Consider the following 14547-nt stretch of genomic DNA (forward strand, 5'->3'; position numbering starts at 1 on the left):
AAAAAAGCGGAGAGGTTCCAGCGGCCACTTCAGCGGGACAAATCGCTGCATTTTTGAAAGACTGCGGCCAATTGATTCGCGATTGGACGGAGCTGGTGCATGGAATGGCTTTCGGGCAGGGTGATCCTCGTCTGGGGTTTCAAACGTGCGTTGCTTGCAATCCTGGCCGGGGCCATCGGCGTGCTGGCGCTGCCGCCCTTCGGTTTTTTCGCGGCGATGTTCGTTTCCTTCACGCTGCTGGTCTGGCTGCTGGACGGCGTTGCCGCCGGCCCGGATAGCGGCGTGCTGGGACGCCTGTGGCCAGCCTTTTTCACAGGCTGGCTCTTCGGTTTCGGTTATTTCGTCACCGGTCTCTGGTGGCTAGGCCATGCGCTGCTGATCGATGCCGACGAGTTCGCCTGGGCGCTGCCGCTGGCAATCCTCGGTCTGCCGGCCTTCCTGGCGATCTTTTACGGCGTGGCGACCGTGCTTGCCCGCATCCTGTGGTCCGACGGCGTGGGGCGCATTGCCGCGCTCGCCTTCAGTTTCGGCATTCTGGAATGGCTGCGCAGCTTTCTTTTCACCGGCTTTCCCTGGAATGCCATCGGCTACGGCGCCATGCCCATTCCCCTGATGATGCAATCGGCGCATGTGGTCGGCATGCTTGGTGTGACCACGCTTGCCGTCTTCGTCTTTGCGGCACCGGCACTGCTTGGCACGCGCCAGGGTCGGGTGCCGGGGATCGGCCTTGCGGTCCTCATCGCTACAGCTCATTTCGGCTATGGCTATTATGCGCTGAGCCTGCCGGACGCGCCGCTGACCGACGCCAAGACGGCGCCTGTCGTGCGCATCGTCCAGCCCTCCATCGACCAGGAGACCAAGATGGACACGGCCGCCGATCGCGCCGCCATCTTCGACAAGCATCTGGCGCTATCGGTCCAGCCGCCGGCAAACGGCGGCAAGCGGCCTGACATCATCGTCTGGCCCGAAACGGCCGTGCCCTTCATCCTCACGGACAATCGAGATGCGCTCGCCCGCATCGCCGACCAGCTTGATGACGATCAGATCCTGATTACCGGCGCTGTCCGCGTCGAAGACATGGGGCCGGGCGTCGAGCCGCGTTACTATAACTCGATCTACGTCATCGACGGCCGCGGCCAGATCATTGGCGCGTCCGACAAGACCCATCTCGTCCCATTCGGCGAATACGTCCCCTTCGAGCACATTCTCAGCTATCTCGGTATCGAGAATGTGGTGGAGCTGCCGGGCGGCTTCTCGGCGGCCACAAGGCGGCAATTGCTGACCATGCCCGACGGCGTCAAATTCTATCCGCTGATCTGCTACGAGATCATCTTCCCGAACGAGATGACGTCTGAGATCCGGCAGGCCGATGCCATCCTCAACGTCACGAATGACGGCTGGTTCGGCGATACGCCGGGCCCATATCAGCATTTTCTGCAGGCAAGGGTGAGGGCGGTGGAGCAGGGGCTGCCACTGATTCGAAGCGCCAATACCGGCATTTCAGCATTTGTTGATCCCCACGGGCGCGTGCTTTCTGGTATCGATTATAACCAGCAAGGCTTCATAGATACCACTTTAGGTGGCGCAACCGTGTCGAGCATCGACGATAAAGCCAGGAAAACATACTTTTGGTTGATCATCGGAGCAGTCGGCATGATTGCTCTGATTTCACGCATGGGTTTTATTTTCAGGGTGAATTGACCAAAAAACCCTAAAATTGCATAGTGCTAGATGTCCGCCTTTCGAACGTAGACTGGAGGCCTTGGGGGCGTCGGCTGCAACGTGGCGTTATAGGGGTGGTGAAGGGTACCGGGTGGCAGGTCCTGAATTCAACCTATGTTAGGGTAATATGATGATTGAGAACAAAAAGAAGCCGAACCCCATCGACATTCATGTCGGTAGCCGCATACGCCTCCGCCGCACGATGCTTGGCATGAGCCAGGAGAAGCTCGGCGAAAGCCTCGGGATTACATTTCAGCAGATTCAGAAATACGAAAAAGGCACCAATCGCGTCGGCGCGAGCCGCCTGCAGAATATCTCCAGCATCCTCAATGTCCCGGTTTCCTTCTTCTTCGAGGATGCGCCGGGCGAGCACTCGGCGGCGGGCGGCATGGCCGAGGCATCCAGCTCCAACTATGTCGTCGACTTTCTGTCCTCTTCCGAAGGATTGCAGCTCAATCGCGCCTTCGTGAAAATTTCCGATGGCAAGGTACGGCGCAAGGTTGTCGAGCTGGTCAAGGCGCTCGCAGCAGAGGCGGATGCCGAATAGCCCTTCGAAGCAGGGTTAGACCGGCAAAGTCGAGAGGCGGTCATTTTGGCCGCCTTTTCCGCATCTACGGCAAAATTTTATCACTTGGAGGGGGATATAAAGATATATTTATATCCTTGTTCGACTTGTTTTTCGAGGCGGAGACGAATATCAAAAGCAGAGATCTGTTCTTTGAGGGGAATCCCGCATGCGCGCGAATTATCTGTTTACGAGTGAGTCTGTTGCCGAAGGTCATCCGGATAAAGTTTGTGACCGCATTTCCGATGAAATCGTCGATCTGGTCTATCGCGAGGCCACAAAGACCGGCGTGAACCCCTGGAGCGTGCGCATCGCATGTGAGACCCTTGCCACCACCAACCGCGTCGTCATCGCCGGTGAAGTGCGTCTGCCGCCGAGCCTGATGAAGAAGGACAAGGACGGTAACGACGTCATCAATCCTTCCAAGTTCAAGGCTGCTGCGCGCCGTGCCATCAAGGATATCGGCTACGAGCAGGATGGTTTCCACTGGAAGAAGGCGCGCATCGACGTGCTCCTGCATTCGCAGTCGGCCGATATTGCCCAGGGTGTCGACAATGCCGCCGACCAGCAGGGTGACGAAGGCGCCGGTGACCAGGGCATCATGTTCGGCTATGCCTGCAAGGAAACGCCTGACCTCATGCCGGCGCCGATCTATTATTCGCACAAGATCCTGCAGTTGCTTGCCGCCGCCCGCAAGAAGGGCGATGGCGAAGTCGCCAAGCTCGGCCCGGACGCCAAGAGCCAGGTGACGGTTCGCTACGTCGACGGCAAGCCGTCCGAAGTGACCTCGATCGTTCTCTCCACCCAGCATCTCGACGACAGCTGGGATTCGAAGAAGGTTCGCGCCGTTGTCGAGCCTTATATCGTTGAAGCCCTTGGCGATCTGAAGATCGCTTCCGATTGCAAGTGGTACATCAACCCCACAGGCAAGTTCGTCATTGGCGGCCCGGACGGCGACGCCGGCTTGACCGGCCGCAAGATCATCGTCGACACCTATGGCGGCGCAGCTCCGCATGGCGGCGGTGCCTTCTCCGGCAAGGACACGACCAAGGTCGACCGTTCCGCAGCCTATGCCGCTCGCTACCTCGCAAAGAACGTCGTTGCAGCCGGCCTTTCCGATCGCTGCACGATCCAGCTTTCCTACGCGATTGGCGTCGCACAGCCGTTGTCGATCTACGTCGACCTGCACGGCACGGGCAAGGGCGTTACCGAGGACCAGGTCGAAGCGGCGATCCGCAAGAACATGGATCTCTCTCCCACAGGCATCCGCCGTCACCTCGACCTCAACAAGCCGATCTATGCCAAGACGTCCGCCTATGGCCATTTCGGCCGCAAGGCCGGCCGTGACGGCTCCTTCTCCTGGGAGCGCACGGACCTGGTGAAGGCTCTCAAGGAAGCTGTGAAGCTCCAGGAAGCCGCATGATCGATACCGAGCGCCGGTCGCGGGCGACGGAAGCATTCTTCGGCCGGCGCAAGGGTAAGGCCTTGCGCGGCCAGCAGGCCGAGAAGCTGGAAGTATTGCTGCCGCAGTTCATCGTCGATCTTTCTGCTCCGGCGCCGCAGCCGCTGAACGATCTCTTCCCGGTGCCGACCGAGCGTCTGCGCCTGGAGATCGGCTTCGGCGGTGGAGAGCATCTCATTCACAGGGCGCTGGAGCAGCCGAAGACTGGCTTCATCGGCGTCGAGCCCTTCGTCAATTCGATGCAGAAACTGCTTGCGCATGTCGACGAGGCGGGCGCGCGTAATATTCGCGTCTACAATGATGATGCGACGCAGGTGCTGGACTGGCTGCCGGACGGCTGCCTGGATCAGATCGACCTGCTCTATCCCGATCCCTGGCCGAAGAAGAAGCATTGGAAGCGTCGCTTCGTCTCCGAGGTGAACCTTGCCCGTTTCCATCGCGTCCTGAAACCAGGAGCGCTTTTCTGCTTCGCCTCCGACATCGACACCTATGTCAATTGGACGCTGCAGCATTGCCATGCGCATGGGGGCTTTGAGTGGACTGCCCGGAATGCTGCCGACTGGCTGACGCCCTATGAGGGCTGGCCGAGCACGCGCTACGAGGCGAAGGCCCGGCGCGAGGGACGCTCTTCCGCCTACCTGACCTTCATGAGGGTCTGATCGCTCAAATCGCAGGCGAAAATTTCAGATTGAGGTAATTGCATCATCCCCGTGAGGACCGCCGCTCGAGGTGGTCTGGATCATGCACATGCGTCGCAGTCTGGAGCCGGTTCATGCGGTTCCTGCGGACGGTGATTTCACCGCTGGGCGACGCTCATGGTCAGTGCAGGCTGACCGTCTTCAGTTCATCTTCGGCAGCACGATAGAAGGTGCTGGAGCGATTGTCCGTCAGCAGGATCGGCGTGCCGTCGGCGCCGAAAAGTGCCCAGAGATCGACATCCGGATCAATATCGGGCGCTTCCGGGAAGCAGCGGGATACTTCGGACCAATCCATTTTTCTGATATAGGCGACCTCACCGGCGCCGATATTGGCGAGCTCGGATTGGGTCAGGCGGGCAGTGGCTTCTTTCAACAACATCTTCGTACCTCCAGTGCGAGGGACCAACGACATTACGCCGTTGTCCTACTGTGAGACCGAAATGTTAATTTTCTTTACTATGCGGTCGGGTTCCGGCCGAATGAGATCGACGGAGAGCAGGCCGTTCTTCAGAACGGCGCCAAGGACTTGCATGCCGTCGGCAAGGACGAAGACGCGCTGGAACTGCCGGGCGGCAATACCGCGATAGAGATAATCGCGCTCGCCCTGTTCGATCTGGCGTCCGCGGATCAGCAGCTGGTTTTCTTCCGTCGTGACATCGAGTTCGTCCTCGGAAAAACCGGCCACGGCCAGCGTGATACGCAGGCGTTCCGGTGCCCCGGAAAGGCGGTCGGCACGCATCCGCTCGATATTGTAGGGAGGGTAACCGTCACTGGCCTTGGAAATCCGCTCGAGCGTCTTTTCCATAGTGTCAAAGCCCAGAAGCAGCGGGCTGGCAAAGGGAGTCGTCCGGCTCATCGTCTCAAAGTCCTTGGGTGTCAAGCGACCGTTCCGGACCTGATCTTCAGCACCCGGTTGTCCCTAATATGGGAGTACGCGCCTGTGAGTGCAAGCCATCGCGCCTTCGCATTTGCGAGATCGAAATCCATGGTGAAAAATCGTTTCATGACCCGGCGAGCGAGCGCTTGACAAAGCCGGACCGGACCCGCGACAAAGCCTCTCGATTTGCACCGGAGGAAAGTTACAGATATGACCGAACCCAGAAAAATCATTATCGACACCGACCCCGGCCAGGACGACGCCGCGGCGATCTTTCTCGCCTTCGGCAGCCGCGAGGAGATCGAGGTGCTCGGCATCACGGCGGTCGCCGGCAACGTGCCGCTGCGACTGACCAGCCGCAATGCCCGCATCGTCTGTGAGCTCTGTGACCGCCGCGACGTGAAGGTTTTCGCAGGTGCCGACGCACCGCTCAAACGTAAGCTGGTCACCGCCGAGCATGTCCACGGCAAGACCGGCTTGGACGGTCCTGAACTGTCCGAACCGACGATGGAGCTGCAGCCGGGGCACGCTGTCGATTTCATCATCGATACGCTGCGCAAGGAACCGGAGGGTGCCGTCACGCTCTGCACGCTCGGTCCGCTGACCAATATCGCAATGGCTTTCCAGAAGGCGCCTGACATCGTCGCGCGCGTGCGTGAGCTTGTCATGATGGGCGGCGGCTTCTTCGAGGGCGGCAACATCACGCCGGCTGCCGAGTTCAACATCTACGTCGATCCGGAGGCTGCGGACGTCGTGTTCCGCTCGGGCGTGCCTGTCGTCATGATGCCGCTCGATGTCACGCACAAGCTGCTGACGCGCAAGGATCGCGTCGAGCGCATCGCCGCAGTCGGCACGCCGCCGGCCAAGGCCATGGTCGAAATGCTGCAGTTCTTCGAGCGCTTCGACATCGAGAAATACGGTTCGGACGGCGGCCCGCTGCACGACCCGACTGTTATCGCCTATCTCCTGAAGCCCGAGCTCTTCAGGGGCCGCGAATGCAACGTCGAGATCGAGGTCACATCCGAGTTGACTGTCGGCATGACCGTGGTCGACTGGTGGCACGTCACCGACCGCAAGCGCAATGCCAAGGTCATGCGCGACGTCGATGCCGACGGCTTCTTCGCGTTGCTGACGGAACGCTTCGCCCGCATTTGATCGGGACCCATGAAAAAGGCCGCCGGAGCGATCCGGCGGCCTTTTGTATTTCATCTGGCCAAGGCGGGCTCAGAATTCTTCCCAGTCGTCCTGGGCGAGTGCATTGGCGCCCTGTGTCTGGGGAATTGCCTTGCGTGCCGGTGCGGCTGAAGGGGCAGGCGCACGGCGCGAGACCGGAGCCCGCATCTGCTGGGCGGTCGCCCGCAATGCGCTGGCGTTCTCCTGGACGGCACGCGCGGTGCGGAAGCGCGCAACGAGCGTCCGGAGCGACTGTGCCTCTTCGGCAAGCGCCACGCTCGAGGCGGTGGTTTCCTCGACCATCGCGGCGTTCTGTTGCGTCACCTGATCCATCTGGTTCATGGCCGAGTTGATTTCCTTCAGCCCTACGGCCTGCTCGCTCGCAGACGCCGAGATCTGGCGGATCAGCCCGTTGATCTCCATCACCTGCTGGGCGATCTTGTGCAGGGCATCGCCCGTGCGGCCGACCAGATCGACACCTTCCTTGACCTGTCCGGCCGAGGTGTTGATCAGCGTCTTGATCTCCTTGGCGGCATTGGCCGAGCGCTGGGCCAGCTCGCGCACTTCCTGCGCGACGACGGCAAAACCCTTGCCTGCATCACCCGCGCGGGCAGCTTCGACGCCGGCATTGAGCGCCAGGAGGTTGGTCTGGAAGGCGATCTCGTCGATGACGCCGATGATGCGCGACACTTCCTGCGACGACTGCTCGATGCCATGCATGGAAGCAATGGCCTTCTGCACGACCTCGCCGGAGTGCTCGGCATCCTGGGAGGCTGCATTGACGCTGCTTGCGGCGGTGCGAGCGTTCTCGGCGCTGGAATTGACCTGAACGGTCAGCTCGTTGAGGGCTGCTGCCGTCTCTTCGAGGCTTGCGGCCTGCTGCTCGGTGCGGCGGGCGAGATCCGAGGCGCTGTTACTGATTTCGCCGGTGCCGCCGCCGATGTTGCCGACGCTGACGTTGACGGTGTGAACCGTCTCTTCGAGGCTTGCCAGCGCGGCATTGAAGTCCTGCTTGAGCTGGGCGTATTCGCCAGGGAAGTCGTCCGTGATCCGCTGGGTGAGATTGCCCTTCGAGAGCTCGGCGAGGCTCTGGCCGAGAATGCCGACGATATGGCGCTGCAGCGTAATGCTGTCATTGCGTTCGCTTTCCGAGCGGCGGCGCTCACCTTCGGCGGCAAGGCGCTGGTCGTTGGCTTCGCCTTCCAGACGCTTGGTATCGGCGAGCGCAAAACGGAAGCCTTCGAGCGCCTTGGCGACCGAGCCCACCTCGTCGGCGCGCGCCTGACCGGCGACCGGCTGGGCATAGTTGCCGGCGCTGAGGCTATTGACGCTTGCGACGAGGCCTGCAAGCGGCTTCTGCACGAAGCCACGCACGGCGGCATAGAGGGCCAGCATGACGGCGAGGAGCACGAGGATGCCGGCGACGATCATCGTATAGGTCTGGTCGCGCACCGGCGCTGCGATCGCGCTATGCGGCACGTCGATGAGAACGACCCAGGTGGCGTTGAGGCCGGGAACCGCGAAGGGATAGACGACGCGGTCGTATTCTTCGCCACCGTTATCCGAAAGGTTCTTCAGGGTGCTGGTGGAGGAAGAGGCAAGCGCCGCCTTGATGACATCGGCGCTGGCGCCATTGTAATCCTTCATCAGAAGGTCCGCACTTGGCGCGACCAGCCACTTGTTGTCCTGGGAAACCAGCAGCACCCGCCCGGAACCGAACGGCTGCATCTTCTGCAGCTTACCGGAAAGCGAGCCGAGAGAAATGTCGACGCCCGCAACGCCGATCAGCTTGCCGCCGGACATGACCGGATAGGCGATCGAGCTCATGGTTGTCGGAACATCGGTGCCCTGTGCGAGATAGGGCGGCGTGATCGCGCCTTTGCCGCTCTCGGCGGCAAGCTTCCACCAGGGCGCCGTATAATCGTTGTCGAAGGTGGAGAACTGAATGCCGCCATCCTTGGTCTTCGACCAGTAGGGCGTGAAGGCGCCCTTGTCGTTGACCGCCTGATCCTTGTTGTTGGCGAGCTCCGTCGTCTTGCCGTCGAAAGCGCCGAGCTGCTCGCAGAACCAGCTGCCGAAGGCGAAGGCGTTCTGCTCGACATTCGCCTTGAGGATGTTGATGATACCCTTGCGGTCGAAGCTATGGCCTTCGTGGCCGCGGCCGATGATGGCAGCCATGGAGCGGGCGGCACTGGCCATCTCGCCGACATTGGCGGCGATTTCGTTGGAAATGGACTTGGCCTCTGTATTGGCCTGATCCATCGTCAGTGTTTCGACGCGATCGCGGGTCTGGGAAATCAATAAGAAGTTGGAAACCAACAAAACCAGCGCAATCGCCAGCCCTGTGACCAAGATGAGCTTGGCCGCAAGCGACTTCATACGAAAGATGAACATCATTTCCTCGAAAATGCGATGCGTCGGATACACATTATCCAGATGCAAGGTCGGCGCGGGATGGCCCTGTCATGGGGCCGCCGTGAAAAGATCCTGCCGCAGCCAGAGGGCCATACACGCAGGCCAGAGGAGAATGATATGGAAGCGCAAAAATTTAATTAATTGCGCTTCGTAATGCTTAGGGAATTTTAGCCTTAAAGCTTTTCCGCGACTTCGCTGGCGACCGGTATGGACGGCTGCGCGCCCGGCTTCAGGCAGGCGAGCGAACCGGCGACGGCTGCGCGGCGAAGGCTGGCATGAAAATCCAAGCCCTGATCGAGGCTTGCAGCAAAATAGCCGCAGAACGTATCGCCGGCACCGACCGTATCGACTGGCTCGATGACGAGGCCCTTGGCGCGCGAAAGCTCGCCGTTACGAATGGCGATGACGCCATCGCCTCCGAGCGTGACGATCAGCGTCTGGCCGGTTTCGCCATGCAGGCGAACGAGTGCCGCTTCGCGTTCGGATGCCGACATGTTGTCCTGGCCGGCCAGTCGCTCGAATTCCGTCTCGTTGGCGATAACGATATCGGCGAGTCGGCCGAGGCGCGCGGCTTCGGGGATCAAAGGGGCGAGGTTGAGCACTGTGCGCACGCCCTTTGCCTTTGCGGTGTTCAGCGCGGTTTCGACAGCCGCAACCGGGATTTCGAACTGAAGCATCAGCGTATCGCCGGGATTCAGCGCGGCCACGGCAGCCGTTGCGTGTTCGGCCGTGTTCGTGCCGTTGGCGCCGGGAACGACGGCGATCATGTTTTCGCCGTCACCGCCGACGAGGATGAGGGCCGTACCGGTCGGCTCGGATACGCGCCGGACGGTGGAAAGATCGGTGCCTGCGGCCTGAAGCAGGTCCAGCGCCGGCTCCGCAAAACCGTCATTGCCGACGGCGCCGCTCATGCCCACCGTTGCGCCGGCGCGGCGCGCGGCCAACGCCTGATTGGCTCCCTTGCCGCCTGCGGCGGTGGAAAAGCCATTGCCGGCGACGGTTTCGCCCGGCTTCGGCAAGCGATCCGTGGTGGCGATGAGGTCCATGTTGATGGAGCCGAAAATAGTGATCATGCGATGTCCTGCCCTGGGTGTTGCGCTTGCATGATCCCGCCCGAAGGCTGCCTTGTCTTTTCGGATCACGCAACGATTGGGCGCGACACTGCCGAAGCGATCAGTCTTCGTCAACCACCCTCAGCTTGAGTTGGCTCGTGCGGTTGTCGACCGGCTTGGGCCTTTCCTCCGGGCGCGTCTTCACAGGCTCTTTCGCGGCCTCGAATTCCAGCGCCTCGATCCGCTCGCCGCGCCTTGCCAGCTTGTCGGCCGAGGTGACGATCATGTCGACATCCTTCTGCGCCATGGCGAAATGGCCCTGGAGCTTGCGCACTCGCTCATCCAGGCGTGAAAGGTCGTCCATCAGATGCGCCACTTCGCTCTGGATGACATGGGCCTGCTCGCGCATGCGCTGGTCCTTCAGCACGGCTTGAATGACCTGGATGGACAGCATCAGCAGCGACGGCGAGACGATGACGATGCGGGCGCGCTGGGCCTTCTGCACGATCGCCTCGAAATTCTCGTGGATCTCGGCAAAGATCGACTCGGAAGGCACGAAAAGAAAAGCCGTGTCCTGCGTCTCGCTGGGGATCAGATATTTCTCCGAGATATCGCGGATATGCAGCTCCAGATCCCGGCGGAACTGCTGGGCGGCGATCTTGCCATGTTCGGGACTGGCGGCGGCGCGAATGGCGTTCCAGGCTTCCAATGGAAACTTCGCGTCGACGACAAGCGGCGGTGAGCCGTTCGGCATGCGAACGGTGCAGTCCGGCCGCGAACCGTTCGACAGCGTCGGCTGGAAGGCATAGGCGCCCATCGGCAGCCCATCGGCGATGATGGTTTCCATGCGTGCCTGGCCGAAGGCGCCGCGCGTCTGCTTGTTGGACAAGATGGCCTGCAGGCCGACGACATCCTTCGCCAGCGTCTGGATATTGCTCTGTGCCGCATCGATGACGGCGAGCCTCTCCTGCAGGCGGCGCAGGTTCTCGTGCGTCGAGCGGGTCTGCTCGCCGATTGTCGCCGTGACCCGTTGCGACATGCCGTCCAGGCGCTGGCCGATGGCCTGGTTGAGCTCGGCCTGCCTGGAGCCGAACACCTCGGCCATGGTGGCGAGCCGGCCCTGCATCTCCGCCTGAGCGCGCAAAAGCGTTGCCATGTTGTGCTCGGCTTCCAGCATATCATCCACGGATCGCCCGCGGCCGCGCATCATCAGCACGAGAACGGCGATCGTGAGCAGGATGACGAGACCGGTCAGAAGCTGGATCGCGGAGATGGCTTGGCCGAAGATGATGAAGGACATGGAACCGAGTATGCTGGTGGAATTCTTACGGACACCATAACAAAACCATCGTGAATATCTAGATCAAAACGTGAACAAGATTTTTGGGCCGTTTACTCCGATCCAGGGCGGCATCGTTGAAAAAACACCTCGATACGGCCATCTTGGCGATTCCATCGCATTAAAAGATGCGTTATGGGAAACGTCATGACGATCAAGCCACTCATCATTTTACCCGATCCGCTGCTCCGCCAGGCCTCGAAGCCGATCGAGCGCATCGATATTGAAACGCAGCGCCTCGCTGACGACATGCTGGAAACCATGTATGACGCGCCGGGCATCGGCCTTGCGGCGATCCAGATCGGCGTTCCCCGCCGCATGCTTGTCATCGACGTATCGCGCGAAGGTGAAGAGAAACAGCCGCTGGTTTTCATCAATCCCGAAATCGTCGCCTCGTCGGACGAGCGTTCGGTTTATGAGGAAGGTTGCCTTTCGATCCCAGATTATTACGCCGAAGTGGAGCGCCCGGCGAGCGTCACCGTTAAGCATCTCGACCGCAACGGCAAGGAGCAGCTCACCGAGGCTGACGGCCTGCTTGCGACCTGCGTGCAGCACGAGATCGACCATCTGAACGGCGTGCTCTTCATCGACTATATCTCGCGCCTGAAGCGCGAGATGGTCATCAAGAAGTTCACCAAGGCTGCCAAGGCCAAGGCTCTCTGATCCCTCGGCATTGAAAGATCGGCTTGAAACGCCTATGATATCATTGATATCAAAACAGGAGGCTCGGAATGGCTGATATCCTAGTCAGAGACATGTCCGAGAGCTTGAAGCGAGAACTTAGCGATGAGGCTAAGCGGGCTGGACACAGCCTCTCCGAAGAAATCAAAATTCAGGTTCGAAAGGGCCTCAATGTTACGCGAATGGAGAATGTCGCAAAGGCTGGTTCTACCCTCGGCCAGTTGCGTTCTGCCTTTGCCGGTTTCGCATTGAGCGACGAGGAACATCACGACTTCATGTCTGCCACCGATGAAGCACGCCGCCGAGAGGCGGAGCGCCGTGGTTCTGAATGATTATTCTCGACACGAACGTGGTTTCGGAAATCACCAAGGCGAATTTGTCTCCAAGCGTCGGCGAATGGTTTGAGCGGCAGGAGATGGAGAGCCTGTATCTCTGCTCTCCAGTTCTGATGGAGCTGTCCTATGGTGCGGAAAAGGTGCTGTTGAGGGATCGTTCAAAACGATTTCTCGAAGGTCTCGAATCTCTTATGGGGCATCAATTTCAGGGTCGTATCTTGCAGCTCGATCAAGACAGTGCGCTGTTAACGGGCCGCATTCGGGCCCGCCGTGAGCGTACGGGCCATCAAATTTCCGTCCAGGACGCCATGATCGCCGCCATCTGCGTTGCGAATGGTGCGACATTGGCAACGCGCAATACAAAAGATTTCGAAGGGCTTGATCTCAAGCTCATAAACCCGTTTGAAGGCGGCTAGCATTTGATCCCGATAGCGCTCGGGTCACTCGAAACCTGATATCTTAGCCGGATGGATCGCATGTCGCTCAGCATCATTTTTATGGGAACGCCTGAATTCTCCGTGCCGACTTTGCGGTCCCTGATCGATGTCGGCCACAAGGTTCGCGCCGTTTACACCCAGCCGCCGCGCCCCGGTGGCCGGCGGGGCTTGGACCTGCAGAAGTCGCCGGTGCATCAGGCGGCGGATTTGCTCGGCCTGCCGGTATTCACACCTGTCAATTTCAAGGACACGGACGAGCGCCAGCGGTTTCGCGATCTGGATGCCGATGTCGCCGTCGTTGTCGCCTATGGCCTGCTGCTGCCGGAAGCGATCCTTACGGGTACGCGCCTTGGCTGCTACAACGGCCATGCCTCGCTGTTGCCGAGGTGGCGCGGCGCCGCCCCGATCCAGCGTGCGATCATGGCTGGCGACCAAAAGACCGGCATGATGGTGATGAAGATGGACAAGGGGCTCGATACCGGCCCGGTCGCGCTCACACGCGAGGTCGAGATCGGCAACACGATGACATCAGGCGAACTCCACGACAGGCTGATGCTGGTCGGCGCAAAGGCGATGGCGGAAGCCATGAACAAGCTGGAGCATGACGAGCTGCCGCTGACTGCCCAGCCAGCCGAAGGCGTTCTCTATGCCGCCAAGATCGACAAGGGCGAAACGCGCATCGATTTCGGCAAGCCTGCGGCCGACGTTCACAATCATATTCGCGGCCTGTCGCCCTTCCCCGGCGCCTGGTTCGAGGCCGAGATCGCCGGCCGTCCGGAGCGTATCAAGGTGCTCGGCTCGGAACTGGCAGACGGCGGCGGCACGTCTGGCCATGTCCTGACCGACGATCTCGTCATTGCCTGCGCCTCCGGCGCCATCAGGCTGACGAAGCTGCAGAAGGCTGGCGGCAAGCCGTTGGCGGCAGCCGATTTCCTCCGCGGCACGCCGATCGCGCCGGGCAGCGTGCTTGCCTCGGAGCAGGTCTGATGCCGCGTTATAGAATGACCGTCGAATATGACGGCATCCCCTATGTCGGCTGGCAGCGCCAGGAAAACGGCCCCTCCGTGCAGGGGGCGATCGAAGGCGCGATTCTCTCCTTGACGGGCGAGACGGTTTCGATCCGTGGCGCGGGGCGTACCGATTCCGGCGTGCATGCCATGGGTCAGGTCATGCATGCCGACCTCTCCAAGGAGTGGAAGACCTATACGCTGCGCAATGCGCTCAACGCCCATCTGCGGCTTGCAGGCGATCGGGTCGCCATTCTCGATATCGTCGAGGTCGATGCAAGTTTCGACGCTCGCTTTTCGGCCATCCGCCGCCATTATCTCTATCGCATCATCGCCCGCCGTGCTCCCCTGGCGCTCGAAGCCGGACGCGCGTGGTGGGTGCCGAAGGACATGGATCACGAGGTCATGCATAGGGCGGCCCAGACCCTGGTCGGCCTGCATGATTTCACCACCTTCCGTTCGGCGCATTGCCAGGCAAACAGTCCTGTGCGTACCCTCGATCGGCTGGATGTGACGCGCAGCGGCGAGCTGATCGAAATCCACGCCACGGCGCAAAGCTTCCTGCACAATCAGATCCGCTCCTTCGCCGGCACGCTGAAGCTCGCGGGCGAGGGCAAGTGGACACCCGACGATGTACGTGCGGCGCTTGAGGCCAAGGATCGCAAGGCCTGCGGCCCCGTCGCTCCGCCCGATGGGCTCTATTTCATACAGGTGGACTATCGCGATGGCGCCGGTTTGCCGGGCGATGGCGAAAGTGCAGATGACGGCGAGGATCTGTCGTAGT

At 60.7% G+C, this 14547-nt stretch carries 15 protein-coding genes; 10 read left to right on the forward strand and 5 right to left on the reverse strand.

Annotated features, from left to right (window positions below; translation table 11 throughout):
- Window positions 1-99 precede the first annotated feature (99 nt).
- The 4 genes from lnt to ACIQWP_RS09665 all read left to right on the forward strand — a co-directional run bounded on the left by lnt (window position 100) and on the right by ACIQWP_RS09665 (window position 4408).
- Window positions 100-1701, forward strand: a complete 1602-nt coding sequence (lnt, locus tag ACIQWP_RS09650; RefSeq protein WP_402785490.1) for an apolipoprotein N-acyltransferase — start codon at window positions 100-102, stop codon at window positions 1699-1701.
- Between the two features lie 151 nt (window positions 1702-1852).
- Window positions 1853-2269, forward strand: a complete 417-nt coding sequence (locus ACIQWP_RS09655; protein ID WP_163984855.1) for a helix-turn-helix domain-containing protein — start codon at window positions 1853-1855, stop codon at window positions 2267-2269.
- 187 nt (window positions 2270-2456) lie between these two features.
- Entirely contained in the window at window positions 2457-3710 is a 1254-nt protein-coding gene (gene metK, locus ACIQWP_RS09660; RefSeq protein ID WP_402785494.1) for a methionine adenosyltransferase, read from the forward strand.
- Window positions 3707-4408 (forward strand): tRNA (guanine(46)-N(7))-methyltransferase TrmB, encoded by a 702-nt coding sequence (locus tag ACIQWP_RS09665; protein ID WP_402785497.1) that lies wholly within the window; start codon window positions 3707-3709, stop codon window positions 4406-4408. The genes metK and ACIQWP_RS09665 overlap by 4 nt, the downstream gene beginning before the upstream one ends.
- 160 nt (window positions 4409-4568) lie before the next feature.
- Here ACIQWP_RS09665 and ACIQWP_RS09670 read toward each other — a convergent pair whose 3' ends face one another.
- On the reverse strand, window positions 4569-4826 hold the full coding sequence (locus ACIQWP_RS09670) for a DUF1150 family protein (RefSeq protein WP_402785500.1): 258 nt from the start codon (window positions 4824-4826) through the stop codon (window positions 4569-4571).
- A 45-nt stretch (window positions 4827-4871) separates the two neighbouring features.
- On the reverse strand, window positions 4872-5303 hold the full coding sequence (locus tag ACIQWP_RS09675; RefSeq protein ID WP_402785503.1) for an Hsp20 family protein: 432 nt from the start codon (window positions 5301-5303) through the stop codon (window positions 4872-4874).
- 231 nt (window positions 5304-5534) lie between these two features.
- Here ACIQWP_RS09675 and ACIQWP_RS09680 point away from each other — a divergent pair, with 231 nt between their 5' ends.
- Complete coding sequence (locus ACIQWP_RS09680; RefSeq protein ID WP_402785506.1) at window positions 5535-6479, forward strand: nucleoside hydrolase; 945 nt, start codon at window positions 5535-5537, stop codon at window positions 6477-6479.
- A 69-nt stretch (window positions 6480-6548) separates the two neighbouring features.
- On the opposite strand, the gene ACIQWP_RS09685 is transcribed toward ACIQWP_RS09680, so the two are convergent.
- The 3 genes from ACIQWP_RS09685 to ACIQWP_RS09695 form a co-directional block, all read right to left on the reverse strand.
- Complete coding sequence (locus ACIQWP_RS09685) at window positions 6549-8891, reverse strand: methyl-accepting chemotaxis protein (RefSeq protein WP_402785509.1); 2343 nt, start codon at window positions 8889-8891, stop codon at window positions 6549-6551.
- 194 nt (window positions 8892-9085) lie between these two features.
- Window positions 9086-9985: a ribokinase gene (locus ACIQWP_RS09690; protein ID WP_402785512.1), complete on the reverse strand. Its 900-nt coding sequence runs from the start codon at window positions 9983-9985 to the stop codon at window positions 9086-9088.
- Between the two features lie 100 nt (window positions 9986-10085).
- On the reverse strand, window positions 10086-11264 hold the full coding sequence (locus ACIQWP_RS09695; protein ID WP_402785515.1) for a DNA recombination protein RmuC: 1179 nt from the start codon (window positions 11262-11264) through the stop codon (window positions 10086-10088).
- Window positions 11265-11450: 186 nt separating this feature from the next.
- Between ACIQWP_RS09695 and def the strand changes: the two genes are divergently transcribed.
- From def to truA, 5 genes are all read left to right on the forward strand, one after another.
- Complete coding sequence (def, locus tag ACIQWP_RS09700; RefSeq protein WP_402785518.1) at window positions 11451-11966, forward strand: peptide deformylase; 516 nt, start codon at window positions 11451-11453, stop codon at window positions 11964-11966.
- Window positions 11967-12034: 68 nt separating this feature from the next.
- On the forward strand, window positions 12035-12316 hold the full coding sequence (locus ACIQWP_RS09705) for a hypothetical protein (protein ID WP_402785521.1): 282 nt from the start codon (window positions 12035-12037) through the stop codon (window positions 12314-12316).
- Window positions 12313-12735, forward strand: coding sequence for a type II toxin-antitoxin system VapC family toxin (locus tag ACIQWP_RS09710; protein ID WP_402785524.1), 423 nt, complete (start codon window positions 12313-12315; stop codon window positions 12733-12735). Before ACIQWP_RS09705 ends, ACIQWP_RS09710 begins: the two co-directional genes overlap by 4 nt.
- A 60-nt stretch (window positions 12736-12795) precedes the next feature.
- The gene (gene fmt, locus ACIQWP_RS09715; RefSeq protein ID WP_402785527.1) at window positions 12796-13743 is read left to right on the forward strand and encodes a methionyl-tRNA formyltransferase; all 948 of its coding nucleotides are present in this window, start codon (window positions 12796-12798) and stop codon (window positions 13741-13743) included.
- The gene (gene truA / locus ACIQWP_RS09720; RefSeq protein WP_402785530.1) at window positions 13743-14546 is read left to right on the forward strand and encodes a tRNA pseudouridine(38-40) synthase TruA; all 804 of its coding nucleotides are present in this window, start codon (window positions 13743-13745) and stop codon (window positions 14544-14546) included. Before fmt ends, truA begins: the two co-directional genes overlap by 1 nt.
- The last annotated feature ends 1 nt before the right edge of the window (window position 14547 follow it).

Source organism: Rhizobium sp. NPDC090279, assembly GCF_044769665.1.
GTDB lineage: Bacteria > Pseudomonadota > Alphaproteobacteria > Rhizobiales > Rhizobiaceae > Rhizobium.